23 protein-coding genes and 3 pseudogenes are annotated in these 25,716 nt (G+C 73.4%); 15 read left to right on the forward strand and 11 right to left on the reverse strand.

The genetic code is table 11. The features are described from left to right. Positions 1–90 precede the first annotated feature (90 nt). A pseudogene (locus tag AC07AZ_RS32955) lies at positions 91–272 on the forward strand (ABC transporter permease); the annotation flags it as partial. Between the two features lie 218 nt (positions 273–490). Here the strand turns inward: AC07AZ_RS32955 and AC07AZ_RS32960 are convergent. The 3 genes from AC07AZ_RS32960 to AC07AZ_RS32970 all read right to left on the reverse strand — a co-directional run bounded on the left by AC07AZ_RS32960 (position 491) and on the right by AC07AZ_RS32970 (position 2,236). Next, positions 491–760, reverse strand: a complete 270-nt coding sequence (locus AC07AZ_RS32960) for a hypothetical protein (protein WP_356046904.1) — start codon at positions 758–760, stop codon at positions 491–493. Between the two features lie 115 nt (positions 761–875). Next, positions 876–1,697 (reverse strand): anti-sigma factor, encoded by an 822-nt coding sequence (locus tag AC07AZ_RS32965; protein WP_478854322.1) that lies wholly within the window; start codon positions 1,695–1,697, stop codon positions 876–878. Next, positions 1,694–2,236: a sigma-70 family RNA polymerase sigma factor gene (locus AC07AZ_RS32970; protein ID WP_478854324.1), complete on the reverse strand. Its 543-nt coding sequence runs from the start codon at positions 2,234–2,236 to the stop codon at positions 1,694–1,696. Before AC07AZ_RS32970 ends, AC07AZ_RS32965 begins: the two co-directional genes overlap by 4 nt. Positions 2,237–2,461: 225 nt before the next feature. On the opposite strand from AC07AZ_RS32970, the gene AC07AZ_RS32975 reads away from it, so the two are divergent. The 4 genes from AC07AZ_RS32975 (at position 2,462) to AC07AZ_RS32990 (ending at position 9,416) form a co-directional block, all read left to right on the forward strand. Continuing rightward, positions 2,462–3,994 carry a DUF4331 domain-containing protein gene (locus AC07AZ_RS32975; RefSeq protein WP_478854326.1) on the forward strand — a complete coding sequence of 511 codons (1,533 nt, stop codon included), beginning with the start codon at positions 2,462–2,464 and terminating at the stop codon, positions 3,992–3,994. Between the two features lie 200 nt (positions 3,995–4,194). Further along, the gene (locus AC07AZ_RS32980; RefSeq protein ID WP_478854328.1) at positions 4,195–5,967 is read left to right on the forward strand and encodes a tetratricopeptide repeat protein; all 1,773 of its coding nucleotides are present in this window, start codon (positions 4,195–4,197) and stop codon (positions 5,965–5,967) included. After that, entirely contained in the window at positions 5,964–7,757 is a 1,794-nt protein-coding gene (locus AC07AZ_RS32985) for a HoxN/HupN/NixA family nickel/cobalt transporter (protein WP_478854330.1), read from the forward strand. Before AC07AZ_RS32980 ends, AC07AZ_RS32985 begins: the two co-directional genes overlap by 4 nt. 45 nt (positions 7,758–7,802) lie before the next feature. Further along, positions 7,803–9,416 carry a serine/threonine-protein kinase gene (locus tag AC07AZ_RS32990; protein WP_478854332.1) on the forward strand — a complete coding sequence of 538 codons (1,614 nt, stop codon included), beginning with the start codon at positions 7,803–7,805 and terminating at the stop codon, positions 9,414–9,416. Between the two features lie 4 nt (positions 9,417–9,420). Here the strand turns inward: AC07AZ_RS32990 and AC07AZ_RS32995 are convergent, their stop codons facing one another. Further along, the gene (locus AC07AZ_RS32995; protein WP_478854333.1) at positions 9,421–10,227 is read right to left on the reverse strand and encodes an SGNH/GDSL hydrolase family protein; all 807 of its coding nucleotides are present in this window, start codon (positions 10,225–10,227) and stop codon (positions 9,421–9,423) included. Between the two features lie 597 nt (positions 10,228–10,824). On the opposite strand from AC07AZ_RS32995, the gene AC07AZ_RS33000 reads away from it, so the two are divergent. The 5 genes from AC07AZ_RS33000 to AC07AZ_RS33020 all read left to right on the forward strand — a co-directional run bounded on the left by AC07AZ_RS33000 (position 10,825) and on the right by AC07AZ_RS33020 (position 15,442). After that, the gene (locus tag AC07AZ_RS33000; RefSeq protein WP_478854335.1) at positions 10,825–11,646 is read left to right on the forward strand and encodes a glycosyltransferase family 2 protein; all 822 of its coding nucleotides are present in this window, start codon (positions 10,825–10,827) and stop codon (positions 11,644–11,646) included. Next, a complete protein-coding gene (locus tag AC07AZ_RS33005) occupies positions 11,643–12,632 on the forward strand; it encodes a glycosyltransferase family 2 protein (protein ID WP_478854337.1) in 990 nt (329 codons plus the stop codon). Before AC07AZ_RS33000 ends, AC07AZ_RS33005 begins: the two co-directional genes overlap by 4 nt. Further along, positions 12,625–13,431, forward strand: coding sequence for a polysaccharide deacetylase family protein (locus AC07AZ_RS33010; protein WP_478854339.1), 807 nt, complete (start codon positions 12,625–12,627; stop codon positions 13,429–13,431). Before AC07AZ_RS33005 ends, AC07AZ_RS33010 begins: the two co-directional genes overlap by 8 nt. Positions 13,432–13,565: 134 nt before the next feature. Continuing rightward, on the forward strand, positions 13,566–14,660 hold the full coding sequence (locus AC07AZ_RS33015) for a DUF5925 domain-containing protein (protein WP_478854341.1): 1,095 nt from the start codon (positions 13,566–13,568) through the stop codon (positions 14,658–14,660). Positions 14,661–14,689: 29 nt separating this feature from the next. Further along, complete coding sequence (locus AC07AZ_RS33020; RefSeq protein WP_478854343.1) at positions 14,690–15,442, forward strand: DUF72 domain-containing protein; 753 nt, start codon at positions 14,690–14,692, stop codon at positions 15,440–15,442. Positions 15,443–15,465: 23 nt separating this feature from the next. Here AC07AZ_RS33020 and AC07AZ_RS33025 read toward each other — a convergent pair whose 3' ends face one another. Continuing rightward, the gene (locus AC07AZ_RS33025) at positions 15,466–15,837 is read right to left on the reverse strand and encodes a GntR family transcriptional regulator (RefSeq protein WP_478854345.1); all 372 of its coding nucleotides are present in this window, start codon (positions 15,835–15,837) and stop codon (positions 15,466–15,468) included. A gap of 73 nt (positions 15,838–15,910) precedes the next feature. Between AC07AZ_RS33025 and AC07AZ_RS33030 the strand changes: the two genes are divergently transcribed. Both AC07AZ_RS33030 and AC07AZ_RS33035 read left to right on the forward strand, forming a co-directional pair. After that, a complete protein-coding gene (locus tag AC07AZ_RS33030) occupies positions 15,911–16,840 on the forward strand; it encodes an N-acetyltransferase family protein (protein ID WP_478854347.1) in 930 nt (309 codons plus the stop codon). After that, positions 16,821–17,324, forward strand: coding sequence for a ribonuclease FAU-1 family protein (locus tag AC07AZ_RS33035; RefSeq protein ID WP_478854349.1), 504 nt, complete (start codon positions 16,821–16,823; stop codon positions 17,322–17,324). The genes AC07AZ_RS33030 and AC07AZ_RS33035 overlap by 20 nt, the downstream gene beginning before the upstream one ends. Before the next feature lie 346 nt (positions 17,325–17,670). On the opposite strand, the gene AC07AZ_RS33040 is transcribed toward AC07AZ_RS33035, so the two are convergent. Next, a complete protein-coding gene (locus tag AC07AZ_RS33040) occupies positions 17,671–18,297 on the reverse strand; it encodes a class I SAM-dependent methyltransferase (RefSeq protein ID WP_478854351.1) in 627 nt (208 codons plus the stop codon). A gap of 137 nt (positions 18,298–18,434) precedes the next feature. On the opposite strand from AC07AZ_RS33040, the gene AC07AZ_RS33045 reads away from it, so the two are divergent. Then, positions 18,435–18,569, forward strand: coding sequence for a hypothetical protein (locus AC07AZ_RS33045; protein WP_478854353.1), 135 nt, complete (start codon positions 18,435–18,437; stop codon positions 18,567–18,569). Positions 18,570–18,579: 10 nt separating this feature from the next. Here AC07AZ_RS33045 and AC07AZ_RS33050 read toward each other — a convergent pair whose 3' ends face one another. Then, complete coding sequence (locus tag AC07AZ_RS33050; protein ID WP_478854355.1) at positions 18,580–19,029, reverse strand: GNAT family N-acetyltransferase; 450 nt, start codon at positions 19,027–19,029, stop codon at positions 18,580–18,582. Positions 19,030–19,180: 151 nt separating this feature from the next. Here AC07AZ_RS33050 and AC07AZ_RS33055 point away from each other — a divergent pair. Then, positions 19,181–19,285, forward strand: a pseudogene (locus AC07AZ_RS33055) (chitin-binding protein); the annotation flags it as partial. Positions 19,286–19,338: 53 nt separating this feature from the next. Here the strand turns inward: AC07AZ_RS33055 and AC07AZ_RS33060 are convergent. Further along, a complete protein-coding gene (locus AC07AZ_RS33060; RefSeq protein ID WP_478854357.1) occupies positions 19,339–20,232 on the reverse strand; it encodes an esterase/lipase family protein in 894 nt (297 codons plus the stop codon). Between the two features lie 208 nt (positions 20,233–20,440). Further along, positions 20,441–20,887 (reverse strand): MarR family winged helix-turn-helix transcriptional regulator, encoded by a 447-nt coding sequence (locus AC07AZ_RS33065; protein WP_478854359.1) that lies wholly within the window; start codon positions 20,885–20,887, stop codon positions 20,441–20,443. Positions 20,888–21,047: 160 nt separating this feature from the next. Here AC07AZ_RS33065 and AC07AZ_RS33070 point away from each other — a divergent pair, with 160 nt between their 5' ends. Next, on the forward strand, positions 21,048–21,422 hold the full coding sequence (locus AC07AZ_RS33070) for a cupin domain-containing protein (protein ID WP_478854361.1): 375 nt from the start codon (positions 21,048–21,050) through the stop codon (positions 21,420–21,422). An 11-nt stretch (positions 21,423–21,433) separates the two neighbouring features. On the opposite strand, the pseudogene AC07AZ_RS33075 reads toward AC07AZ_RS33070, so the two are convergent. Both AC07AZ_RS33075 and AC07AZ_RS33080 read right to left on the reverse strand, forming a co-directional pair. Next, a pseudogene (locus AC07AZ_RS33075) lies at positions 21,434–21,732 on the reverse strand (hypothetical protein); the annotation flags it as partial. Between the two features lie 55 nt (positions 21,733–21,787). Continuing rightward, positions 21,788–25,390: a DNA polymerase III subunit alpha gene (locus AC07AZ_RS33080; RefSeq protein ID WP_478854363.1), complete on the reverse strand. Its 3,603-nt coding sequence runs from the start codon at positions 25,388–25,390 to the stop codon at positions 21,788–21,790. Between the last annotated feature and the right edge of the window lie 326 nt (positions 25,391–25,716).

The raw sequence follows: 25,716 nt of genomic DNA on the forward strand, positions 1-25,716 counted from the left end.
CGGCCACAGGGAGGTCGGCGCGGGGGGCCTCAGCGGGCGGGGTCGAAGGCGTCCCGCACACGGGATCGCCGGCCGGACTCAACGCCGGTCACGGCGGCACAGTGGAATCCGATCAGGGCGGTGACGGCCGCTCCGCGGGGCCTGTTCGCAGGCGCGCCGGTACCGCGGCGAGCCGTCTGGCCGTGGCGCATCCCGTCGCCGGGTCGCCGGCCTGGTGTGCCGTGCTGCTCGCGGTGTTCGTACCGCTCGCCGTGCGGGGATACGCGCGCGGCGAGGTGCCCGTGTCCGTGCCGGGGACGTCTTCGGGTGGTGGGCCGGGGTGCGGTGGGGTCGGTGGAGCGGGTCCGGGTGGTCCCGCGCTCGGGAAGGCGGGGTCGGGCGGCGCCGCGGCCGTGGGGATGACGGACGGCGGCATCGCGGCACCGCGCCGGGACGGCGGCGCGACCCGAGCGCGGGCCCCGGGGTCAGCCCCGGGGAACGCCGGTACGGCTCAGCGCCCGCCGAACAGCGAACGGCGCAGTCGGCGCAGCGGTGCGAAGAGCGAGACCCGCCGCACCCGCGCACCCGTGGCGCTGCGGTTGTGCCCGGTGTCGCGCGCGGTCAGTTCCCGCATCAGCGAGGTCGCCTCGATCGTCTCCCGCTGCGGTATGGCGGGTCCCGCCAGTACCGAGAGGTGGCGGTCGAGGCGCGAACTGGTCGCGCTGCTTCCGCAGGTGATCGCAGGGACCCTCGCCCTGCTGCTCACTGCTATCTGTTCCATGTCACTCCCCACCCGTACGAGTCCACCCGGCCCGGGCAGGTTAACCCTATCGTCCCCCGGGGGCACTCGTGTATCGCGGTCACAGGATTCACCTTCCCCGTAAGGAGGTTGATGATTACTCTCCGAATCCAACCGATTTCAGGGCGAGTTGGACAACCGGCTGCGTAGTGGGCTGCGCTGACCCCCCGTCGGGCTCGACCGTCACAGCGAGTGACGTCGCGGACGGGGTGAGACCCGACGCGACGAGGGGCGTGTCGGCCTCGAAGAGACCGAGGGAGCGCGGTTGCACGCCGGGGCGCATGAGCCACAGCTGGCGCACCCTCCCGCTCGGTGGGGCGCCGTACCCGCTCAGGGTGACGACCGCTCGCCCCTCCGACGCGGACGCGATCACCCCGATGGTCCGGCCCCCGGCGTCCCGGCCGGTGCCCGCCCGCGCGTCGGGAGCCGCGAGAACGTGGGCGATCTCACGGGTCCTCGACTGCTGGGCGTCCAGCTTGTCCTGGGTCTGGTTCGCCTGGACGGCGAAGAGCGAGGCGACCACGAGCGCCGCGGCGGCCGTGGCGGTGGCGAACGGCACGAACAGGGGGCGCGGCCGGGACGCGCGGGCGCGCGCCGGCGGCGGCTGGGTGCCCCACACGTGGGGCGGCAGCTGCGGTGCCCGCGCCCGTGCCGCCTGCGGCGAGGGGGACTCCTGCGGAGTGGCGCGTACGGCGGCGAACACCCGGTCGCGCAGGGCGGCCGGCGCGGGTGCCGCGGTCGACCAGGCCAGCCGGACGGCGTCCTCGGACAGCGCCCGCACCTCGGCGCCGCACCGGTCGCAGTCCTTGAGGTGCTTCTCGAAACGGACCCGCTCCGCGGGCTCCAGCGCGTCGAGGGCGTACGGGGCGGCGAGGGAGTGGACGTCCTCGCGGCGGAACAGGCGGTCGCGCAGACTCATGCGACACCTCCCAGGCACTCGCGCAGCCGGGTGAGCCCGTCGCGCATACGGGTTTTGACCGTGCCCAGCGGCAGGGAGAGCCGCTCGGCCACTTCACGGTACGTGTAGCCGTCGTAGTAGGCGAGGGTGACGGACTGACGCTGGAGGGTGGTGAGCCGGTCCAGGCAGCGGCGCACCCATTCGCGTTCGAGGCCGGCCTCGACCTCCTCGGTGACCTGGTCGAAGGCGGGGTGGTGGGACCGCCGGGCCTCGCGCTGCTCGCGCTCGCCGGCCGCGCGGGCGCTGCGCACCCGGTCGACGGCGCGGCGGTGGGCGACGGTGAGGACCCAGGACAGCGCGCTGCCCCGGCCGGGGTCGAACCGGGGGGCGGAGCGCCAGAGTTCGAGCAGCACCTCCTGCGCGACCTCCTCCGACTGGGCCGGATCGCGCACCACGCGCCGTACGAGACCGAACACCGGGCCGGACACCAGTCCGTACAACTGCTCGAACGCCTTCTGGTCACCACCAGCCACGAGCACCAGCAGCTCGTCCGCCTCCACGCGGTCCCCCTCTCAGTGGGCCACCCGCGGCCCGTGCCGTCATCCGGGGCACCCAGCGAACGTGCCCCCGGACGGTGTTACGGATCAGTGTGCGGAAAACGCGGGTCGCCGACGATGAAACAAGTTTTCAGCTGGTGCGTAAGAACGTTTGGGATTCCACCAATCCACCCTGCCGATCGCTCCGAATGGCGTTCGTCAGGCAAGTTGGCACTGAGGACGGACGGCATGACACCTATCTCCAGGAGCGGTGCGGGACGCAGGAGTTTCGCGACCCTCGTATGTGGTGCGCTGGCCGCCGGGGGGCTCGCAGCCGCCGGCGTGGCCACGCTGGAACCGGGGGCGGCCTCCGCCTCCAGTCACCGGGAGGCTCCGCTGATCTCGGGGCAGCCCCAGTACGACAACACGGACGTGTACGCGTTCGTCAGCCCGGACCACCCGGACTCCACCACCATCATCGCGAACTGGATCCCGTTCGAGGACCCGGCCGGCGGCCCGAACTTCTTCACGTTCGCCGACGACGCGCAGTACGACCTCCACATCGACAACAACGGTGACGCGCAGGGCGATCTGCTCATCCGCTACACCTTCAAGACCCACACGAAGAACAAGAAGACGTTCCTGTACAACACCGGTCCGGTCACCAGCCTGGACGACCCCGACCTGAACGTCACACAGACCTACGACATCGACCTGGTCAAGCTGCACAACCAGAAGGTGATGTCCTCGACGAAGATCGCCGACGACGTGCCGGTCGCGCCGTCGAACGTCGGCAAGGCGTCGATGCCGGACTACAACAAGCTGCGCAAGCAGGCGATCTACAAGCTGAGCAGCGGCGCGCAGACCTTTGCCGGCCAGGCCGACGACCCGTTCTTCCTCGACCTGCGCGTCTTCGACCTGCTGTACGGCGGGAACCTGTCCGAGGTCGGCCGGGACACGCTCAAGGGCTACAACGTCAACTCGATAGCCCTCCAGGTCCCCACCAAGATGATCACCGAGTCCTCGTACCAGCCGGTCGTCGGCATCTGGTCGACCACGCAGCGCCGGAACGCGCAGGGGTACTACTCGCAGGTCTCACGCCTCGGCAACCCGCTGGTCAACGAGGTCGTCAACCCCATCGGGGACAAGGACAAGTTCAACGCGTCCGCGCCGTCGGACGACGCCCAGTTCCTGAAGAACGTCACCAACCCCGAGCTGCCGAAGCTCATTGAGGGCATCTACAAGATCAAGGCGCCCGCCGAGCCGCGCAACGACCTGGTCGACGTGTTCCTGAAGGGCGTCAAGGGCCTCAACCAGCCGCCGAACGTCAGCCCCTCCGAGGAACTGCGTCTCAACACCTCGATCAAGCCGGCCGCCAGCCCCAAGCGCCTCGGTGTCCTCGACGGTGACAACGCGGGCTTCCCGAACGGCCGTCGGCTCACCGACGACGTGATCGACGCCTCGCTGCAGGTGGTCGAGGGCGAGCTGGTCGGCTCCAAGAACGACCTGGGCGACGCGGTCGACAAGAACGACAAGAAGTTCGGCCACTCCTTCCCCTACCTGGCCAACCCCACCGCGGGCTCCCGCGGCGCGCTCGCCAAGGGCACCAGCGGCGGCAACGACGTCCGCAACCAGCTCGGCGACGCGCTCCAGCCGGCCGGTGTCTCCGGCAGCTCCAACACCCCGCTGATCGCCACCTCCGCAGGCGCCGGCGCGATCGGTGTCCTGCTGATCGGCGGCGGCCTGATGTGGTGGCGCCGGATGCGCGGGCGGGCGTACTAGAACCCGCCGGCGGCCGGGCGGCCGCGGCGCCCCGTCGACTGCCCTCGACCGGGCCGTCCCCGCCCCGCCGCCCGCCATCCCCACAGTCCGGCGCGGCCCGCACGTAACCCATCCCCCACGGCGCGGGTCGCGCCGCCCCACACGACGACTTCCTTTTAGATCCCGCAGGTTGAAGCACCCCAGGCGACCGAGGAGAGGGCATGGCCCCGCGTACGAACGACAGCGCACCGGAGAGCGGGCACGGCGACGAGCCGGCCGCACCGGCCGGGCGCGAGCGCGGCGCGGAACCGGCCGCCGCCACCGGCCCGCACCTCCCTCACGCCGCCGGGAGTGACGCCGTCGGCCGGAGCGGCCCGGGTGCCCGCGAGGACACCGGGGCCGAGTCGACCGCCGGTCCCGGCCCCGACGCCACCCTCGTGGCGACCTCCGGGACGGCGACGCCGGAGACGGCGGCCCCCGAGACGGCGGCCCCGGAGTCCGGGGCCGGCGAACCGCCGGAAACCGAGGTGGCCGCCGGGACGCCCGCCGGAGAGGGCAGCGAGGTGGCCGCGGGGACGCCCGTCGAAGAAGGCACCGACGTCGTCTCCGCTGCCGCCGCCGGTGATTCGCGGGTCGTCGCCGTACGGCGGGTCGGTGCGGCCGGCCGGCGGTGGCGGGTCGCTCAACTCGCCGGGTGCGCGGCCCTGTTGGCCGTGGCGCTGACCGCCGGATCCATCGCGCTCGGAGCCGTGCGGGACGGTGGCGGGACGGCCGCCGTCGCGGCCGCGCCCGCCGGCCTCTCCCCGGCGCTGCTGTCCAGCGGCGGCCTCGACGCGAGCATCACCGCCCTGCAGGCCCATCTCCGGGCCCAGCCCAAGGACTTCGGCGGCTGGGCCACGCTCGGTCTCGCGTACGTCGAGCAGGCCCGCACCAAGGGGGACCCCTCCCGCTATCCGCAGGCCGAGCAGGCACTGAAACGCTCCCTCGACCTGAAGCCGGACAACGAGCAGGCCCTCTCCGGCCGCGCCGCCCTCGCCGCGGCCCGCCACGACTTCGAGAACGCCCTGGCCTACGCCGACCGGGTCCTCGCCGAGAACCCCTACAGCGAACGCGCCCTGTGCTCCCGTATCGACGCCCTCGTCGAACTCGGCCGCTACGCCGACGCGTCGAAGGCCGCGGACACCGCCGACGCCCGGCGGCCGGGCATCCCGGTGTTCACCCGGTACGCCTACGTACGGGAGTTGCGGGGTGACGTCGGCACCGCCCGCCGCGTCCTGGAGCACGCCCTCGCCACCGCCTCCACGCCCGGTGACATCTCCTACGTGGCCTCGGCCCTGGGCCAACTCGCCTGGAACCAGGGCGACTACAAGACCGCGCTGAACCGCTACGCGCGCGCCCTGGCCGCCGACGAGAACTACCTCCCCGCGCTGGAGGGCCGCGCCCGCGCCGAGGCCGCGAGCGGTGACCGGGCCGGCGCGATCCGCGACATGGAGGACGTCGTCTCCCGCTTCCCGCTGCCCGGCCCGCTCGTCGAACTCGGCGAGCTGTACGAGCAGCGCGGCGGCTCCGGCGACCGCGCCCGGGCCGGCGACCAGTACGCCCTGGTCGACGCCTGGATCGCGCTCGCGCGCGCCAACGGCGTCAACGCCGACCTCGACACCGCGCTCGCCGCGGCCGACCACGGCGACCGGAAGGCGGCCCTGCGCGCGGCCCGCGCCGAGTGGGCCCGCCGGCACACCGTGCACACCGCGGACGCGCTCGCCTGGGCCCTGCACGTCAACGGCCGTGACGCGCAGGCCCTGCCGTACGCCCGCCGGGCCACGGCCACCGGCTACCACAACGCCTCCTTCCTCTACCACCGCGGCATGATCGAACGCGCCACCGGCCACGGCACCGCGGCCCGCGCCTCGCTGCGTGCGGCCCTGGAACTGAACCCCGGCTTCTCCCCGCTCGGCGCACGCGCGGCCCGTACCGCGCTGGGATCCGCCCGGTGAGGGCCCGCCGCCTCGCCGCCGGCGCGGCCGTCCTGACCGCCGCCGCCGGACTCGCGCTGCTTCCCGCGGGGGCCGCGAGCGCGCACCCGCTCGGGAACTTCACCGTCAACCGGTACGACGGTCTCGTGGCCGCCCCCGGCACGCTGCGCGTCGACCACGTCGAGGACCTCGCCGAGATCCCCGCGACCCAGGCGAAGCCGGACCTGGAACGGCTCGGCACGACCGAGTGGGCGCGGCAGCGGTGCGTCAAGGCCGCCGAGGGCAGCAAGGTCACCGCTGACGGCCGTACCGTCCCGCTCACCGTCGCCACCAGCCGCGCGCGTCTGCGGCCCGGTCAGGCCGGGCTGAACACCCTGCGGGTGGAGTGCCGGCTGACCGCCGCGCTGCCCGCCGGCGACTCCGTCACCCTCGGTTTCCACAGCGCGGGCGCCACCACCGGCCCGGGCTGGCGGGAGATCACCGCGCGCGGCGACCGGATGACGCTCACCGCGACGGACGTGCCGAAGACCTCGGTGTCCCACGAACTGACCGTGTATCCGAAGGAGTTGCTCTCCTCCCCCGCGGACACCGCGACCGCCTCCCTGCGCGTGCGCCCGGGCGGCCCCGCCCTCTCCGAGGAGCGGCCGGACGCCCCGGCGGCCTCCGTCCTGCCCCGGGGCGCCGACCGCTGGACCCGGGCCCTGGACTCCCTGGTCGCCCGGCACGACCTCACCCTCGGCTTCGCCGCGCTGGCCCTGCTCATCGCCGTGGTCCTCGGCGCGATGCACGCGCTCGCCCCGGGGCACGGCAAGACCCTCATGGCCGCCACGGCTGCCGCTCGGGGCGGCAAGGCCCGGATGAAGGACGTCCTGCCGCTGGCCGCCTCGGTGACCATCACCCACACGCTGGGCGTGGTCGGCCTCGGCCTCCTGGTCACGGCCGGTTCGGCGGCGACGCCCTCGGTGATCGCCTGGCTGGGCATCGCGAGCGGCGTCCTGGTCACCTGCGCGGGCACGACCCTCCTGCGCAGGGCCTGGCGCAACCGCCCCCGCCACCAGGAGCCCCGGACCATCCAGGGGCACCGGCACGACCACAACCATGATCACGGGCATGACCACGGGCATGACCACGGGCGGCCGCACGAGCACGCGAGTGAACACGGCCACAGTCACCCCCACGACGACGTCGAAGCCCACGCTCACGCCCATGCCCTGGAGCGCACGCCGGTTCTCGTCGCCGCGCACGGCCGGGCGGCCTCCGACGAGCACGCGCCGGAGCACGCCCCCGGCCACACCCACGACTCGGCACGCCCCCACGAGCACGACCACCACCCGGACCACGGGCACGGGCACACGCACGGGCACGGGCACGGGCACGACGATCACGAGCACCCCCACGACCACCCGCACGGCCCCCACGCCGTGGAGCACACGCACGGCGGCTTCACGCACACCCACGCCACCGCGCCCACCCTCCGCGGCACGATCCTCCTCGGCTTCGCCGGCGGTCTCGTGCCGAGTCCGTCCGCCGTCGTGGTGCTCGTCGGCGCGGCGGCGCTCGGCCAGGCATGGTTCGGGCTGCTGCTCGTCGTCGCGTACGGCGTCGGTCTCGCCCTCACGCTCACCGCGGCCGGCTTCGCCGTGGTCAGGCTGGGGACCGGGATGACCCGGGCCCTGGAGCGGCGGCCGCGCTGGGCGGCCGGCCGGCTGACGGTCCTGGTGCGCCGGACCGCGCCCCTCGCGTCGGCGCTCGTGGTGCTCGCGCTGGGAGCGGGACTCGTGCTCAAGGGGGCGGCATCAGTACTCGGCTGAGCTACTTTTGTGGGGAGATCACGCCGAGACGGAGGGGGGACGCGCGTGTCCGGAGAACCTGGCGGTGAACGGCTGATCGCCGGCCGCTACCGCCTTCTGTCGCCGCTCGGTGAGGGCGGCATGGGAACCGTGTGGCGTGCCCGTGACGAGGTGCTGCACCGCGAGGTCGCGGTCAAGGAGGTGCGCGCGCCCGCCGGCCTGCCGGACTCCGAGGTCGAGCGGCTGTACGCCCGACTGGAGCGCGAGGCGTGGGCGGCGGCCCGGGTCGCCAACCGCAACGTGGTCACGGTGTACGACGTGGCCACACAGGACGGCCGCCCCTGGATCGTGATGGAGCTGGTCCGCGGCGTGTCCCTGGCCGACGCGCTGGAGGCGGAGGGCCCGCTCGACCCGCGGCGCGCCGCGCACATCGGTGCGGAGGTGCTCGCCGCGCTGCGCGCCGCCCACGCGGCCGGGGTGCTGCACCGGGACGTGAAACCGGCCAACGTCCTGTTGTCGAACGACGGCCGGGTGGTGCTCACCGACTTCGGGATCGCGACGGTCGAGGGCAGTTCGGCGCTGACCATGACCGGCGAGGTCATCGGGTCGCCCGAGTTCCTGGCCCCGGAGCGGGCGCTGGGCCGTACGCCCGGACCCGAGTCCGACCTGTGGTCACTGGGGGTGCTGCTGTACGCGGCGGTCGAGGGCAACTCGCCCTTCCGCCAGGACACTCCGCTCAGCACCCTGCGGGCCATCGTCGACGAGGAACTGCCGCCGGCGCGCCGGGCGGGGCCGCTGCTTCCGGTCATCGAGGGGCTGCTGCGCAAGGATCCGGCGGAGCGGCTGCCGGCCGACCGGGCCGAACAGGACCTGCGGGCCGTCGCCGCGGGCGGCGCACCGCGCGCGGACCCGCTGCGGGCGGCCCCCTACACCCCGACGACGACGGGCCGGCCCGAGTCCTGGTCGTCGGAGCCCCCGCCGCCTTCCCCGTCCCCGTCCACCGCGGCGTACGGGTCCGGCACGACCACGGCGGCGCCCCGGCCCGGCCGCGACCGGCGTGCGGTCGTGGCGTTCGTCGCCGGCCTCGCGGTCCTCGCGCTGGCGATCGCCGGACTGACCTACGTCCTGCTGAACCACGACGGAGGCGGCGCCGGAAACGAGGGGCGGCCGTCCGGCAGCAGCAGTGTGGGCGTGGACTCGGGTCCCACCACCGGCAGCGGGGACTCGGCGGGGGAGGCTCCGGCGTCCTCCCCGAGCCGCAGCCGCGGCCCGTCGAGCGCGCCGCCCGCCCAGTCCGTCCAGGTCACGCTGACGGGTGCGCACACCGAGTACTCGGGGACGTGCCCGCCGCCGAACGGCCAGGCGCCGGCGTTCACGGCGACCATCACGGTCGGCCGGCTGCCGGCGCGGGTGAGCTACCGCTGGGTGTCGCGGGACGGTCACCTGATGGACAGCGGCTGGAAGACGCTGTCGTTCCCCGCGGGTGGCGGGCGGACCAGGCAGGACCGGGCGTTCGTGACGACGTACGACGAGAGCGGGACGATCGAGAACGCGATCAGCGTCGAGGTCCGTGATCCGGTGCGCACGACGTCCAACCCGGTCCCCTTCTCGGTCACCTGTGTGGCGGAGACCCCGTCGGGCGGGGCCTCCCCCTCTGTTTCCGCTTCGGTCAGTCCGTAGGGAATCAGGCCGCGCTGTTCAGTACGGGCAGGTAGCCGCCGGACTGGCCGGCCGCGGTCGGGTGGTACGACTCCCCGATGTTGAGCCAGTTGACGCTGTGCAGCCAGGAGTCGCCGGAGCAGATCTCGTGGCCGGCGAAGGTGGTGCGGACGTCGCCGAAGGTGAAGCCGTGGCTGGCGGCCCGGGCGGCGATGGCGGTGTCGAGGTAGTCGGCGGCGTCGTTGATCGCCTTCCGCTTCGTCTCGGAGAGGCCGAGGCAGGTGGTGCCGAGCTTGTAGAAGCGGGGGTAGCCGATGACGACGACGCGGGCGCTCGGTGCCCTGGTGCGGATGGCGGAGTAGACGCTGTCGAGCTTGCCGGGGAGCGTCGAGTCGACGTACGCCCGGGCGGTGGCGATCCGGTCCAGGCAGGAACTGTCGGACTGGAGCACACAGGTCGTCATGACGTCGGCGAAGCCCGCGTCGTTGCCGCCGATGCTGACGGAGACGAGGGCGGTGGAGGCGCTGAGCGGGGTGAGCTGGTTGGCCAGAACATCACCCGTTCGGGCGCCCGAGCAGGCGGTGAAGTCGAAGGACGAGGGTGAGTGCGCGGCGGCCCAGAGATAGGGATGGGCCTTCGTGCTGCGCTTGCAGTCGCCGCTGGAGCTGATGTAGCTGCCCGTTCCGACCCCGGAGGAGTAGGAGTCACCGAGCGCCACATAGCCGCCTGTGGCGACGAGTTGGGACGCCTGGGCCGTGGTTGCCCCGGTGAGGGCGATGCCGGCGGCGAGGAGGAGTGAGCTGACGTATGCGGCAAGTCGGGAACGTCTCATGGAACCTCCCTTTAGCAGGATCTCTGCCATAACCGTCGTAGCAACTACGCGTGTTGAACGGAAGTGTCCATGCCAAGAATTCTCGGAAACGCCCCCTGTTCGGAGGCTTTTCCGAGGGGGCGTCAGGCAGCCTCGCGCCCCGCGTCCACACCTGTCGATCACCCCAATGGGGCGAACAGGTAAGCGGACGTGTCAAATCCGGTCAAGACATGAACAATCAGCGGGCGGTAACGGTCAAACCAACAAAAACCGTGAGGCCTAGTTCCACGTCTTGCCATACTTGCCCAATCATCAATACCGTCGTACATCTCACCCGCATCGGCCCGTCATCAAGCGGCTCCAGGGGAGGGCTCGGGACCGCGACGGAATCCGGCGCGGGGCGCGGTAGGGGGGTGCCGTGCCCGGTGACCGCACACGTGACCGGGCCGTGCCGCGAGACCGGCTGCCGATTCCGGCAGACGGCCAGTTTTGCCAGCTCACCCGGCGTCGCACGGAGTTCCGTTCCGTGCTGCCCCGAGTGAGAACCCCCCTTTCGAACCGGACATGAGCCGGACCGCCCAGGGGCGGGCGGTCCACCGGACGAGAGGGACCAGACTCATGAGCTCTGTTCTGCAGCCGGCGACCACGGGACAGCAACCGTCCACGGCCGCCCAGTACCGGCCCGTCTCCTCACACCTGGCCATCGCGCCACCGGTGAGTGTGGTGATTCCCGCCATGAACGAGGCCGAGAATCTCCCCTACGTCTTCAGGACCCTTCCGGACTGGATCCACGAAGTGGTCCTGGTGGACGGCAACTCCACCGACGACACCATCGGGGTGGCCCGCGCGCTGTGGCCCGCCGTGAAAGTCGTCGAACAGCACGGCAAGGGCAAGGGGGACGCGCTCACCAGCGGATTCGAGGCGTGCACCGGCGACATCATCGTGATGATCGACGCGGACGGCTCGGCCGACGGCGGCGAGATCGTGTCGTACGTCTCCGCCCTCGTCTCGGGCGCGGACTTCGCCAAGGGGTCCCGCTTCGCCAACGGCGGCGGCACGGACGACATGACGCCCGTGCGCAAGCTCGGCAACCGGGCACTGTGCACGGTCGTCAACCGCAAGTTCGGCGCCCGCTACACCGACCTCTGCTACGGGTACAACGCCTTCTGGCGGCACTGCCTCGACAAGATCGACCTCGACTGCACGGGCTTCGAGGTGGAGACCCTGATGAACATCCGGGTGGTCAAGGCCGGACTCAGGGTGCAGGAGATACCCAGCCACGAGTACCTCCGCATCCACGGCACCAGCAACCTGCGCGCCGTGCGCGACGGACTCAGAGTGCTGCGCGTCATCCTCCGGGAGCGGTCCAACCGGCGCGCCCTGCGCCGCCGGGCGCCGCACTCGCCGATGCTCGACTCCCTCCCGGGAGAGCTCTCGTGAGCGATCCCGACATCTCCGTCGTGATCTGCGCCTACACCGAGGACCGCTGGGAGGACATCCTCGCGGCGGTCTCCTCGGTCCTGGCGCAGTCCCGGCCGGCCGTGGAGACCCTGCTGGTCGTCGACCACAACCCGGTCCTCCTCGACCGGCTGTCCCGGCACTACGGGGAAGCCCACGAGGTGCGGGTGCTCGCCAACGCGGGCGTGCGCGGCCTGTCCGCCGGCCGCAACACCGGGATCGCCGCCTCGTACGGCGCCGTGGTGGCCTTCCTCGACGACGACGCGGTGGCCGAACGCGACTGGCTGCGGCACCTCGCCGAGAGCTTCGCCGACCCACGGGTCATGGCCGTCGGCGGACGGGTGCTGCCGGTCTGGGCCTCGGGCAGCCGGCCCGCCTGGTTCCCGGAGGAGTTCGACTGGGTGGTGGGCTGCACCTACCGGGGCCTCCCCCCGGGCCGGGCCCGGGTCCGCAACGTCCTCGGCGGCAACGCCTCGTTCCGCCGTACGGCCTTCGACGCGGCGGGCGGCTTCGCGACCGGCCTCGGACGCGACGGCGACAAACGCCCGCTGGGCTGCGAGGAGACGGAACTCTGCATCCGCCTCAGCCGTGTCAGACCCGACGCGATCCTGCTGGTCGACGACCGGGCGGTGATCCATCACCGGGTCCCGGCCGCACGCGAGCACTTCGCGTACTTCCGCGCGCGCAGCTACGCCGAGGGCCTGTCGAAGGCACTCGTGGCGCGAAGTGTCGGCGCCGGCAAGGGACTTGAGACGGAGCGCCGCTACACCACCCGGGTCCTGCCGGCCGGTGTGGCCCGGGGGCTGCGGGACGCCCTGCTGGCTCGGCCGGGCGGTGCGGGACGGGCCGGCGCCATCGTCGCGGGGCTGCTCACCGCGGCCGGCGGATACCTGGTCGGCAGTGTCCGGGCGCGCCGGGGCAACGTCACCCTCCGGGCGACGCCCCCGGTGGGAGCGGCACATGAGTGAGACGCCGGTGCCGATCCTCATGTACCACGCGGTCGCCGCCGACCCGAACGACGCCACACGCGCGCTCTCGGTGACCCCGGACGCCTTCGCACGGCAGATGGCACTGATCGCGGAGTCGGGCCGCACGCCGGTCGGCACGGCCGCGCTGGCGGCCTGCTGGCGCTCGGGCCGCCCGCTGCCCGAACGGCCGGTGCTGATCACCTTCGACGACGGCTACGAGGGTGTGCACCGCCACGCCCTCCCCGCGCTCGCCGAACACGGCTTCCCGGCCACCCTGTTCGTGACCACGGGCTGGCTGCGCGGCCCGCACGACACCGGCGGCGGCCTCGACACCATGCTCGACTGGGACCAGGTCCGCGAACTGGCAGCCACCGGCGTCGAGATCGGCGGGCACAGCCACACCCACCCGCAGCTCGACCAGCTCGACGACGACCGGCTGCGCACCGAACTGGTCCGGTGCCGGGAGATCGTCGGGGACCAACTGGGCCGCGCACCCGCCTCGTTCGCCTACCCCTACGGCTACTCGAACCGCCGGGTCCGGCAGGCGGTGCGCGGCGCGGGATACGGCCAGGCGCTCACCGTCGGCAACGCGCCGGCCCGGCGCCGGCAGGGACCGTACGCCCTGCGGCGGGTGACCGTGCGCCGTGGCACGGACCTCGCCGAGTTCGAGCGGCTGGTCGAAGGGCGCGGGATCGCCCGCGCCTTCGCCCGGGACCGCGCCCTGACCAAGGGGTACGCCGTGCTGCGCGGGGCACGGCGGGCCGGGCGGACGGCGACCGGCGCGGTGCTCCGCCGCTGAGGGGACGGGGGTGGCGTGGGCCGGCCGGAGGTGACGCCGGCCGGCCGGGGCGGTGGGGACGTGACGCGGCCGACGCGAGCGGCGCGGTCCGGAAAGCGGGTGCACACGGCGCCCCCGTGCCGGATCATGGCGGCATGTCTGTGAACCCTTACGACGCGCTGCCGGTCCGGCTCAACGTCGACGACAGCGACTCCCCGTCCGACGTCGTCGACGCGCTGTTCCTCGGCCGCTTCGCGACGGGCGAGCAGCCGTACTCGCACGCGGCCAACATCGACCGGGTGCGGTCCGGGGTCACCCTGCTGCCGCCGGGCGCGCAGGTACTGCGCATCGCCCGCGACGACGACCGCAGCGCCACCCTGGCCGAGGGCGACGGCTGGACCCTACTGGTCTCGCGCTGGAACCGGGGCGCCGACGTCACGGTGACGGCGACCACCGCCGAACTCGCCGCGAAGATCCTCGACCAGGCCACGGACGGCGCCGCCGACGAACCCGAACCCCAGCCGGAGAACGTCACGATGGGGTTCTGGTACGTGTCCCCGAGGCGCGGACCGCACCGCACCACCCGGCAGATCTCCGCCGGCACCTGGGACGAGATCCGCCCCAACTACACCGCGCCGGTGGCGGACGCGATGGACCGCCTGATGAAGACCACCCCCGAGGACATCGCGGGCCGGCTGCTGCTCCTGCACGGCCCGCCGGGCACGGGCAAGACCTCGGCGCTGCGCACCCTGGCGCGCTCCTGGCGGGACTGGTGCCAGGTGGACTGCGTGCTGGACCCGGAGCGGCTCTTCTCCGACGTCGGCTATCTGATGGACATCGCGATCGGCGAGGAGGACGCGGCGGGCAAGGGCCGCTGGCGGCTGCTGCTGCTGGAGGACTGCGACGAGCTGATCCGCGGGGAGGCCAAGCACACCGCCGGCCAGGCCCTGTCCCGGCTGCTGAACCTGACGGACGGCCTGCTGGGCCAGGGCCGCAACGTCCTGGTGGCCGTCACCACCAACGAGGACCTGGAGCGCCTGCATCCCGCCGTCGTACGGCCCGGCCGCTGCCTGGCCCGGATCGAGGTGGGGGCGCTCACCCGCCGGGAGTCGGTGACCTGGCTGGGGACGGAGGAGGGCGTGGGCCGCGAGGGCAACTCGCTGGCCGAGCTGTTCGCGCTGCGCCGGGGCACCTCCCCGGCCTCGCTGCCGGAGCCGCGCGGCGGGGTGGACGCGGGGCTGTACCTGTAGCACGGCGCCCGGAGTGTTTTGATGGACGTATGACCCTGTTCGTCGGCACGTCGGGGTGGCAGTACAAGGACTGGCGGGGTGCGTTCTACCCCGCCGGATGTCCCACCCGCCTGTGGCTGGAGGAGTACGCGCGGCACTTCGCGACGGTCGAGGTCAACAACGCCTTCTACCGGCTGCCCGCCCGCGAGACCTTCGAGGCGTGGCGGGAGCGGACCCCGCCGGACTTCGTGGTCGCCGTCAAGGCCAGCCGCTATCTGACCCACATCAGGCGGCTGCGGGAGCCGCAGGAGCCGGTACAGCGGCTGATGAGCCGTGCGGAGGGGCTCGGCGACCGGCTGGGACCGGTGCTGCTCCAGTTGCCGCCGACCCTGCGTGCCGACGCGGAGCTGCTGGACGCCTGCCTGGCCTGCTTCCCGGCCGGCACCCGGGTCGCGGTCGAACCGCGGCACGAGACGTGGTGGACACCCGCGGTCCGCGGGGTGCTGGAGAAGCGGGGCGCGGCACTGTGCTGGGCCGACGTGCGGGCGCGTCCGGCGACTCCGCTGTGGCGGACCACCGGCTGGGGGTACGTCCGCTTCCACCAGGGCCGCGCCCGGGCGTGGCCGCACTACGGCCGGCGGTCCCTGACCACCTGGGCGCAGCGGATCGCGGCCACCTGGCGGGCCGGGGACGACGTGTACGCGTACTTCAACAACGACCCCGACGCGGCCGCCGTCGGGGACGCGGTGACCTTCGCGCGAGTGGCCCAGGCGTCGGGGCTCAGGACGACCCGCACTCCGTGAGACGGCGTCCGGTCCGCTCGCCGTCACTCCGTGCCGTAAGCCGCCCGCAGGGCGTCGCGTACCGAGGCCAGGGCCGCGTTCTCGTCCAGGCCCAGCCGGCGCACCCGCTCCGCGTACGCCTGCGCGGCCGCCGCCGCCTCACGCTCGGCGGCCGAGCCGGCGGCGGCGACGAACGTCCCGTTGCGCCCCCGGGTCTCGATCACACCGTCCGTCTCCAGCGCGCGGTACGCCTTGGCGACCGTGTTGGCGGCCAGCCCGAGCGACTCGGCCAGCCCGCGCACGGTCGGCAGCCGGTACCCCACCGGCAGTACGCCCGCCCGCGCCTGCCCGGAGATCTGCGCACGCACCTGCTCGAACGGCGGGGCACTGTCATCGATACGGATCTTCAAGGTCACGCAGCGATTGTCGCCCACGCGGGCCGGAAAATGAGAGGCACCGGGACGGGTTTCCCCCGTACCGTGCGCCCCCATGACAGTGATCGTGCGCGAGCTGCGTCGCGGAGCGCGAGCCGACCTGGACGGCTTCGCCCGCGTCCGGAAGCTGGCGCTGCCCTTCGTCCTGTTCACCCCGGAGTCCGTCCTCCACGACCTCGACCACGCCCACCCGGCCTCCCGTTACCGCCCCCTGGTCGCGGAGGAGGACGGCGAGGTGATCGGCACCGCCCAGGTCGGTCTCGTCCACGACAGTCCGCAGCCAGGCCAGGGCTACGTCAACGTGTACGTGCATCCGGAGCGCACCCGGCGCGGGGCGGGCTCACTGCTGGTGCGCACCGCCGAGGAGTACCTGGGCGACGCGGGCGCGACCCGGCTGTTCAGCTGGGTCCTGGACGAACCCGCCGACCGCGCCTTCGCCGAGCGGCACGGGTACACCGCGAGCCGCTCGGCGCACTTCCTCCGGCTGGACCTGGCGCACGGCACACTGCCGCCGCTCCGGGAGCCGCCCCCGGGTGTCGAACTGCGGACCGGAGCCGACTTCGCCGGCGATCCCCGGCCGCTGTTCGAGCTCGACGCCGCGACGCTGGCGGACGAACCGAGCGACGTGCAGCAGGAGTTCACCGACTACGAGGTCTGGCTGGAGGAGACCTGGCGTCATCCGCTGTTCCGTCACGACCTGACCTCGGTCGCGGTCGTCGGCGGCCGCCCCGCCGCCTTCAGCGCGGCGCGCACCGACGGCGGCACCCGCTACGGCACCGTGATGACCGGTACCGCCCGCGCCTTCCGCGGCCGGGGGCTGGCCAAGCTCGCCAAGAACCACTCGCTGCACCGGGCCCGCGCGGCGGGGTACACGGAGGCGTTCACGGGCAACGACGCGGGCAACGAGCCGATGCTCGCGATCAACAGATGGTTCGGCTACGAGATCTGCGCCACGGAGGTGCGCCATGTCCGCGAACTCGGCTGAGGGGACGGCCCGGTTGGACGTCGTGCTCGTCAAGGCGGGTCGCACGAAGATCCGTTACGCGGCGGAGGTGCTCGCCGACGACGGCGTCCGCGTCGCCGTGCGGGCGCCCTGGGCGGGTGACGGTGTCCGGGACTTCGGCTTCGTGCGGTTCGAACCGGGCGACGTGTTCACCGAGTACTACTGGCGCGACCGGTGGTACGCGGTGAAGGAGGTCCGGGACGGCGCGGGCGCGCTGAAGGGCTGGTACTGCGACGTCACCCGCCCGGCCGTCCGGACGGCGACGGAACTCGTCGTGGAGGACCTCGACCTGGACCTGTGGCGCTCCGCCGACGGCTCCGACGTACGGCGGCTGGACGAGGACGAGTTCGCCGACAGCGGCCTGCCGGAGTCGGACCCGCCGGCGGCGGCCGCCGCGAGGGCCGCGCTCGACGAACTGGAGGCACTGGCCCGAGCCGACGAGGACTTCGGCGCGCTGCTGGCGTAGGGGGGCGCGGGGAGGCCGGAGGCCGGGGGCCCGGAGGCCCGGAGGCCCGGAGGCCGGGGGCCCGGAGGCCCGGAGGCCGGGGGCCCGGGGGCCCGGAGGCCGGGGGCCCGGAGGCCGGGGGCCGGGGGCCCGGAGGCCGGGGGCCCGGAGGCCGGGGGCCCGGAGGCCGGGGGCCCGGAGGCCCGGAGGCCGGGGGCCCGGAGGCCCGGAGGCCGGGGGCCCGGAGGCCCGGAGGCCCGGAGGCCCGGAGGCCCGGAGGCCCGGAGGCCCGGGGGCCCGGGGGCCCGGGGGCCCGGGGGCCCGGGGGCCCGGAGGCCCGGAGGCCGGTTCCGGCCGCCGGCCGCGCCTACGACCCGGCCGTCACCGCCACCACCGCGTACCGCTCGTCCGTCACGTCCTTGCCCCACAGGCGGGGCTCGTCGGAGAGTCGCTCCAGGCGTACGTCCCGTGCGAGGGGTGTGAGCAGGCCGGTGAGGCGGTCCGCCGGTATGCCGACCGGGTCGAGGGCCCCCCACACGCCCTCGACCAGCACGAACCGCCCGCCGGGGCGCAGCAGCTCCCGCCAGTGGCGCAGGACCCGGCCCGGGTCGGGCAGCGTCCACAGCACGTGCCGGACGAGGATCACGTCGAAGCGCTGCTCGCCCACGGGCGGTGCCGCCGCGTCACCGGTCAGGAACGCGGCGTCACGGCCGGCGAGCTTGGCGCGGGCGAGGTCCACCATGGCGGGCGAGCTGTCCACGCCGGTGACGCGGTGTCCCTGTTCGGCGGCGAGGAGGGAGAGGCTGCCGGTGCCGCAGCCGAGGTCGAGGACGTCGGAGGCGGCCGCGGGCAGCCAGTCACGGAGCCGGCCGGCCCAGGCCAGGCGCACTCCGGCGTCACGCAGTCCGTGGTCCGGCTCCTCGTCGAAGGAGGCGGCCCGGTCGTCCCAGTCCACGTCCGCCCCGGCGGCTGCCCTCGCGTCGTTCGTCGTCATGGGCCCAGAGTGACACCCGCCACTGACAGTGGAACGTGACAGCCGCCACTGACAGACCGGCGCCGATGAGGAACTCTCCCCGAAAGGGTCTACCTCCGTGAGAACGCGGAACCCGGTAGACGCTGAAGGAGGCAGCCATGCGCCGTGTGAAAGTGCAGAGGCCCCTGAGGAAGTCGGACACCCGCCGGGTCCGTGAGGAGGCCGAGGAGCGTCCCGCGGCGCGCCCCGAGGTCCGTAAGGACATCGCGCGCACCTGGTGGCCGGACGGCTGACCCGCCCCGCTCAGTCCAGCCGCTTGCGGTACTGGAGGCGGTCGTAGGGCCCCTCGGTCCGCCGTCCCTGGAGTTCGTACCCGTACTTCGGGTAGATCCGCTGGTTCTCCCACATCAGCACGTTCGTGCAGAGCCTGACCTCGCTCAGGCCGAGCGCCCGCGCGTGTGCGTCCACGAACCGCAGCAGCCGCCGTCCCACTCCCCTGCCGTGCGCGTCGGGGTGGACGGCGATGCTGTCGAGGAACAGGTGGTCCTCGCGCGCCTCGACCACGACGAGCCCGAGCACGGGATCGCCGGTCACGAACACCTTTCCCGCGGCCACGTCCGCCGCGTGGTCCGCGCCCACGGGCTGCGGCACGACGCCGATGCGGGGGAGGTAGGGCAGATAGGCGGCGTCGGTGACGGCCTTCACCGCCGGCACGTCGGCGGCGACGGCCGCCCGGATCTCGTCGTCGGTCACGTCTCGCACGCTACCTGCCTCATCGCAGCCTGAGCAGCGCCTTAAGAGGGCCCTAAAGATCGCCGGGACACTCCTCCGGCAGGCGTTCTCACGTTTTCCTGGTTCCGGCACCCCCCGTACCGGTTCCGAGGAGATCTCCCATGGCCGCCCGCCGTGTCTCGCGGTCGGCGGCGCGGCCGCCCCGGCGCTGGGCGCGGCGGCGCTGTTCGCCTCGGTCCGCCGACGGGCGGTGAGCGGCGGGCGGCACGGCCGCTGACCCGGACTCCGGGGCCTGACCGGCGGCTCAGGTCGGTCAGGCCCCGGCGGACGTCAGTCGAAGACGGACGCGCAGGTGGTGGCGGTGGCGTGCGCCGGGTCGAGCGCGTTGGCCACCTCGTGGAAGGCGATCCGGTCGATCAGTCCGATCGCCGCGTGCTCGGAGAGGTCGAGCGGGCACAGGTCCTGGAGCAGGACGTTGTGCACGTCGGACCCGCTGAGGAACTGGCTCCGGTACGGCGTGACGACCTCGTCGTACTGGGTGGCGAGGACCGTGTAGTGCACGCCGGGCTCGGTGTCGCCGCCCGCGTTGAGTCTGGTGAGGAAGGCGGAGCCCGCGACCTGGTCGGCGAGGGCGGGGGTGGCGGTGGAGAGCAGGTCGGCGGCGCCGGGGAAGTACGGCAGCAGCTTGGCGAGGCCGGACAGGGTGGTGCCGTGGTTGTCGGGCGCGATGCCGACGAGGGCGTTCACCTTGGCGGCTCCGCCGAGGAACTTCAGGTAGTAGCGGGGCATCATCCCGCCCTGCGAGTGGCCGACGAGGTCGGTCTCGGCGGTGCCGGTGGCGGCGAGCACCTTGTCGACGAAGGTCTTGAGCTGCTCGGCCGACTTGTCGATGGGGGCGAGGCCGTAGAAGGCGGGGACGCCGGGCAGTTGGCCGTAGTCGAAGGAGAAGACGCAGTACCCGCGGTCCTTCAGGTAGGGCGCGAGGACGAGCCAGTTGTCCACGGAGTTCGCGAACGTGCCGTGCACGAGGACGACGGGACGGGGGTGGGCGGCGGACGGCTTGCAGGAGTAGTCGTTCCAGCCTCCCCCACTCCCGGCTTCGCTCGCGCTGAGGGACCCCCGGCTGGGGGCGGCGGCGTGGGCGGTGGCGGCGGGGACGACGGCGACGGCTGCGGTCAGCAGCAGTGCGGCGAGGGGTCTGAGCGCTCGTTTCCAGGGCAGCATCGAGTGATCTCCTAGCGGCTCACGGGAGGTGCGACGGCCTTACGCCCTGTGATCCGGATCACGAGGAATGCTGTTCACTCGTCAAGTTACGGATGAGTAGCAGAACTGTGAAGTTACGCGTCAGTAAAAACTTCCAGTGATAACTGGCGCTGACCGGCGCCGATCGCTTGGGTGCCCTCGGTCAGGTCGGCCAATCACCAATGAACCGTCACCAGGCAGGCTTGATCGGACCATAGGGTGCGATGCGCCCCAATTGTTGGCACAACACCCGCACTTCACCCTCGCCGAGCAACTCCGCCCACTCCCGCACGACCGTCGCCGCGGCCGCCTCGGCCGCCCGGGTGCACGCCAGCCCCCGCTCGGTCAGTACGACCAGCCGGGCCCGGGCGTCGCCGGGGTGCGGCCGGCGCTCGGCGTAGCCCTTCCGCACGATCTCCTCGACCAACTGACTCGCGGCCTGCTTGGTCACGCCGAGGTGGGCGGCGAGGTCGGTGACCGTCGCCCCGCCGGGGGCGAGCCGGGCGAAGGCGAAGCCGTGTGCGGGGCGCAGCCCCTCGAAGCCGCGGGCGACCACGCCGTCATGGATGCGCTGGGTGAGGTCGCCGGCGACGGCGAGCAGCGCGGCGGACAGGGCCATGGCCTCGGAGTTCTGCACGACTGCATTGAAACACCCTTGACTAATCGGTCAAGCAGCTTGACCATGGCCATATAGTCAAGCTGCTTGACCATCTGCTCACGGATGGTGCCGGACAGTGCGCGGAACGTCCGTGGGCACGCGGACCACCCGAGAACACACGAGTCCAGGAGGCACACCCATGCCCGTCGTTCGTTCGTCCGAGGCCGTCACCCACGAGATCCACGGCGCCCGCTTCGTCTCGTACGCCACCCCGCGCACCGGGAGCAGGGAGTTGTGCGCCTGGCGGGGCGAGATCCCCGCCGGCACCAGGGCCCCCGCGCACACCGTCAACCGGGAGGAGATCCTCCATCTGCTCAGCGGTGAGCTCCTGGTCACCCTCGACGGCGAGACGGGTCCGCTCTGCGCCGGGGACACCCTGATCATCAACTCCGGGTCCACCGTGGGCATCGAGAATCCCACCGACCGGACCGCCGTCGCCTGGGTCACCACCTCCGTCGGCCTGGAGGCGGAACTCGCGGACGGCACACGGATCGTCCCGCCGTGGGCCAACTGAGGCCGTGGGCGGGGCAGCGCGATGACGGGCCGGCCGGCGAGGAACCCCGCGACGCGGTCCGGCCCCCCGGGCACCACGCACGTCGTTCCGGGCCGGGCGTCGCGCAGTGCCGTCCGGGCCGGCAGCGGGCCGGGCCCGGCGCCGAGCAGGCAGTCGACCCCGTGCGGCGCCACCGCCGTACCCGGATCGCCGAGGCCGGTTCGTCCGGGCTCCGCCCGAAGTACCGCTCGACGCCCCGCAGATCGGCCGGCGTCCCGTCCGGGGGCAGCGCCTCGACGACCGGCATGAACTCCCCGAGCAGGCCGAGCAGTTACGGCAGGGGGGCCTCGCGGGTCGGAGGCAGCCGGAAACGTACGCGGAGGAGGTCATCCCGCACTCCCCGGGCTCTGGTGCCACAACTTCCTTGTTTTCGCGGGCTCTTCGCCCGCCGGTCGCAGATCCGCCCACGGGTGCATCTCGTAGCCGGTCGACATCCGGATGGTGCGGCCGCGAGCGGCCTCCATCGGGTCCTGGGCGGCGGAGCCGGCCGGCGCGGGCCGCCCGTCCGATCCGGCGAGCCGGGCCCGGCTCGCTTTGTCTCCGTCGTCCGGGGCGCCCGCCGGCTCCCCCGTTGGCGCCGGCCGGGCGAGCCGGGCCGCCACCGCGTCCATGCCGCCCTCGCCGTGCAGTTCGACCAGTTCGGCGAGGTTCCAGGCGGCCGCGCCGACCACGCTGAGGCTGCGCGGGCCCCGGCGCTGCACCACCCCGCGCACCAGCAGCAGCCAGGAGTGGAAGACGGTGTGGGCGCAGGCGTCGTGGGAGTCGTCGAAGAAGGCGAGGTCGACCAGGCCGGTGCCGTCGTCCAGGGTGGTGAAGATGACCCGCTTGCCGGACCGGATCGGCGGGGTCTGGGTGGCCGCCCTGGCACCCGCGACCAGGACCGTCTCCCCGTGCCGTGCCTCGCGCAGTCTGCGTGCCGGCACCACGCCCAGTTCGTCGAGGAAATCCCGGTGGTCGTCCATCAGGTTGCGCGAGGCGTCCATGGACAGCACGCCCAGTTCGGCGCTGAGCCGTTCCGCGGAGGAGAGGTCGGGCAGCCCGGCCGGTGCGGTCTCCCGCCCACCGGACAGCGGGAGTTGGCCGCCGCCCGCGCCGCGGCCGCCGCGGTGCAGCTCGGCCAGGTGCAGTTGCAGGTCACGGCGGTTGGCGCCGAACGCGTCCAGCGCGCCGACCTGCGCGAGCCGTCCGGCCAGCGGGCGGCTGGGCCGGGCCCGTTCCCAGAAGTCGAGCAGCGAGGCGTACGGCTGCCCGTCGGCGATCCTCGCCGCCTCGGCCTCACTGATGCCGTAGACGTCGGAGAGGGCCAGCCGGAGCCCCCAGACCCCTGATTCAGACACCAGTTCGATACGGTGGGTGACCGCCGACCGGTTCACGTCCAGCGGCAGGATCGGCACCCCGCGCCTCCGCGCGTCCGCCAGCAGCAGCCGCTTGGGGTACATCCCCGGGTCGTGGGTCAGCAGCCCGGCGTAGAAGGCGGCCGGATGGTGCGCCTTGAGCCACGCCGACTGGTACGTCGGTACGGCGAAGGCGACCGCGTGCGCCTTGCAGAAGCCGTAGGAGCCGAAGGCCTCGACGATCCCCCAGGTCCGCTGAATCGTTTCCACGTCGTAGCCGTTGGCCGCCGCGTGCTGCGCGAACCAGAACCGGATCCGTCCCTGCGACTCCGGGTCGGACAGCCCGCGCCGCACCCGGTCCGCCTCGTCGCGCCCGCAGCCGGTCATGATGTCGACGATGTCGATGATCTGCTCGTGGAAGACGACGACTCCGTACGTCTCCTTGAGCGGCCGCTCCAGGTCCGGGTGCGGACAGCGGACCGGCGCCCGCCCGTGCCGCGCCTCGATGAACGGCCGCACCATGTCGGCGGCGACCGGGCCGGGCCGGAAGAGCGAGATGTCGACGACCAGGTCGTGGAAGGTGGCCGGCTGGAGGCGCCCCACCAGGTCCCGCTGGCCCGGCGACTCGATCTGGAAGCAGCCCAGCGTCTCGGTGGAGCGGATGAGTGCGTACGTCGCCGGGTCGTCGGGACGCACGGCGTCCAGGTCGATCCGCTCCCCCGTCGCCCGTTCCGTCTCCGCGACCGCGTGGGCCATCGCCGACTGCATCCGCACGCCCAGCACGTCGAGCTTGAGCAGCCCGAGGTCCTCGACGTCGTCCTTGTCGAACTGCGCCATGGGAAACCCCTCGCCACTGGTCGGCACGACCGGCGTACGGGACAGGAGGGTGGCGTCGGAGAGCAGGACCCCACAGGGGTGCATCGCGATTCCGCGCGGGAGGGCGTCGAGGGCCTCGACCAACTCCCAGAGCTTTCCGGACTTCGTGTCCTCCTGCCGGAACTCCCTTGCCAGTGACTTGAGTTCGGGCAGTTCCGCCAACGCCGCGCGGGCGTCGCGGGCACGGATGTGCGGGAAGGACTTGGCGATGCGGTCGATGTCGGCGGGGTCCATGGACAGGGCCGCGCCCACGTCACGGATCGCGTGCCGGACCCGGTACGTCTCCGGCATCGCGACCGTCGCCACCCGCTCGGTGCCGAAGCGGCCGATGATCGCGCGGTAGACCTCCAGGCGGCGCGCGGACTCCACGTCGATGTCGATGTCGGGCAGCACCTGGCGGCGCTTGGACAGGAAGCGCTCCATCAGCAGCCCGTGCTCGACCGGGTCGGCGTGCGCGATGCCGAGCAGGTGGTTGACCAGGCTGCCCGCGCCGGACCCGCGCGCCGCGACGCGGATGCCCATCTTCCGTACGTCGTCCACCACTTGGGCGACGGTCAGGAAGTAGGAGGCGAAACCGTGGTGGGCGATGATGTCCAGCTCCCGGTGCGCCCGCTCCCAGTACGCGCGCCGGGTGTCGTAGCCGAGCCGCACCATGCCGGCCGCCGCCCGTGAGGCGAGCGCGCGCTGGGCGGTGCGGCGGCCGGCGCCGACCAGGTGCGGCTCGGGGAAGTGGACGGTGCCGATGCCGAGGTCGTCCTCGGGGTCGACGAGGCACTCTGCGGCCGTCGCCCGGGTCTGTTCCAGCAGCCGGTGGGCGGTGTCACGCCGGAAGCCGGCGGCCTCCACGATCCGCCCCGCCACCTGGAGCATGGCGTCGCCGTCCTTGAGCCATGCCTCACCGGAGTCCAGCTCCCCGGCGGGATCGACGGGCACGAGCCGACGGGCGGCGTCCAGGACGTCGGCGACCGGGCCGGCCCCGGCGTCGGCGTACCGGACGGCGTTGCTGAGCACGGGCCGGACACGCTGCTCGGCGGCGAAGCCCAGGGTGCGGGCGGCCAGCCGCAGCGAACCGGGGCCGGTGCCCTGGCGGCCGTGCCAGACGGCTTCGAGGCGCAGGGCGTCGCCGTAGATCTCCCGCCAGGGGACCAGGAGCCGGGCGGCGCGGTCGGGGCGCCCGGCGGCGAGCGCGCGGCCGACGTCGGAGCCGGGGCCGAGCAGGACGGTCAGGCCGTCCCCCGCGTTGCCGGCCCAGGGCAGCAGGGGGGCGCCCTCCCCCGCGTGCGCCGCCGTGACGAGCCAGCACAGGTCGGCCCAGCCCCGGGCGCCGTCCCGGGCGAGGAAGGTGACGCGGGGTGTCGACTCGTCGATGAAGGCGCCCCCACGCACGGGGGTACGGCGCCTCTCCCGGCCCGCGCGGGCCTCTCCGCGCACCTGCGCGTCCCGGCCGGGGCCGTTGCCGCCGGGGCCGTTGCCGCCGGGACCGTTCCCGCGTACGGGGCCGGGGCCCGCAACCGCCAGGTCCACGCCGAACAGCGGGCGGACGCCGGCCTGCGCGCAGGCCTTGGCGAAGCGGACCGTGCCGGCGAGGGTGTCGCGGTCGGTGAGCGCGAGGGCGTCCATCCCCCGCTCGGAGGCACGCTCGGCCAGCCGCTCCGGGTGGGTGGCTCCGTAGCGGAGGGAGAACCCGGAGACGGTGTGCAGATGCGTGAAACCCGGCACCCGCACCTCCCGCACTCGTGAGCCTCACCGACTCTCGAACATCTGTTCCCAGTCACCCCACCCCCACCATAGACCAAATTTCGAATGCGTGTGCGATACGGGTGGGATACCGGTCCGATGCCGTCCCACCTGCGCGAACGCGCCGTGACCGGGGTACGGCGGCAGGACGCGGACCGCCGGGGCCGAGCCCCGTAGGCACCCGGCGCGGACGGAAGCGTGGGGGGGGGGGGGGGCGCCCCCCACCGGCCGGGCCCAACGCAACCACGCGCCCCCCGCCCACCGGAACAGCGCGGACACCCATAACCCAACAGAAAAAACAAGTCACC

Source organism: Streptomyces sp. NPDC043878, assembly GCF_056435735.1.

Coding starts and splice junctions, on each gene's coding strand:
- AC07AZ_RS32960 (WP_356046904.1), bottom strand. CDS start 760: ATGGAACAGATAGCAGTGAGCAGCAGGGCGAGGGTCCCTGCGATCACC.
- AC07AZ_RS32965 (WP_478854322.1), bottom strand. CDS start 1,697: ATGAGTCTGCGCGACCGCCTGTTCCGCCGCGAGGACGTCCACTCCCTC.
- AC07AZ_RS32975 (WP_478854326.1), top strand. CDS start 2,462: ATGACACCTATCTCCAGGAGCGGTGCGGGACGCAGGAGTTTCGCGACC.
- AC07AZ_RS32980 (WP_478854328.1), top strand. CDS start 4,195: ATGGCCCCGCGTACGAACGACAGCGCACCGGAGAGCGGGCACGGCGAC.
- AC07AZ_RS32995 (WP_478854333.1), bottom strand. CDS start 10,227: ATGAGACGTTCCCGACTTGCCGCATACGTCAGCTCACTCCTCCTCGCC.
- AC07AZ_RS33000 (WP_478854335.1), top strand. CDS start 10,825: ATGAGCTCTGTTCTGCAGCCGGCGACCACGGGACAGCAACCGTCCACG.
- AC07AZ_RS33010 (WP_478854339.1), top strand. CDS start 12,625: ATGAGTGAGACGCCGGTGCCGATCCTCATGTACCACGCGGTCGCCGCC.
- AC07AZ_RS33015 (WP_478854341.1), top strand. CDS start 13,566: ATGTCTGTGAACCCTTACGACGCGCTGCCGGTCCGGCTCAACGTCGAC.
- AC07AZ_RS33020 (WP_478854343.1), top strand. CDS start 14,690: ATGACCCTGTTCGTCGGCACGTCGGGGTGGCAGTACAAGGACTGGCGG.
- AC07AZ_RS33030 (WP_478854347.1), top strand. CDS start 15,911: ATGACAGTGATCGTGCGCGAGCTGCGTCGCGGAGCGCGAGCCGACCTG.
- AC07AZ_RS33035 (WP_478854349.1), top strand. CDS start 16,821: ATGTCCGCGAACTCGGCTGAGGGGACGGCCCGGTTGGACGTCGTGCTC.
- AC07AZ_RS33040 (WP_478854351.1), bottom strand. CDS start 18,297: ATGACGACGAACGACGCGAGGGCAGCCGCCGGGGCGGACGTGGACTGG.
- AC07AZ_RS33045 (WP_478854353.1), top strand. CDS start 18,435: ATGCGCCGTGTGAAAGTGCAGAGGCCCCTGAGGAAGTCGGACACCCGC.
- AC07AZ_RS33060 (WP_478854357.1), bottom strand. CDS start 20,232: ATGCTGCCCTGGAAACGAGCGCTCAGACCCCTCGCCGCACTGCTGCTG.
- AC07AZ_RS33070 (WP_478854361.1), top strand. CDS start 21,048: ATGCCCGTCGTTCGTTCGTCCGAGGCCGTCACCCACGAGATCCACGGC.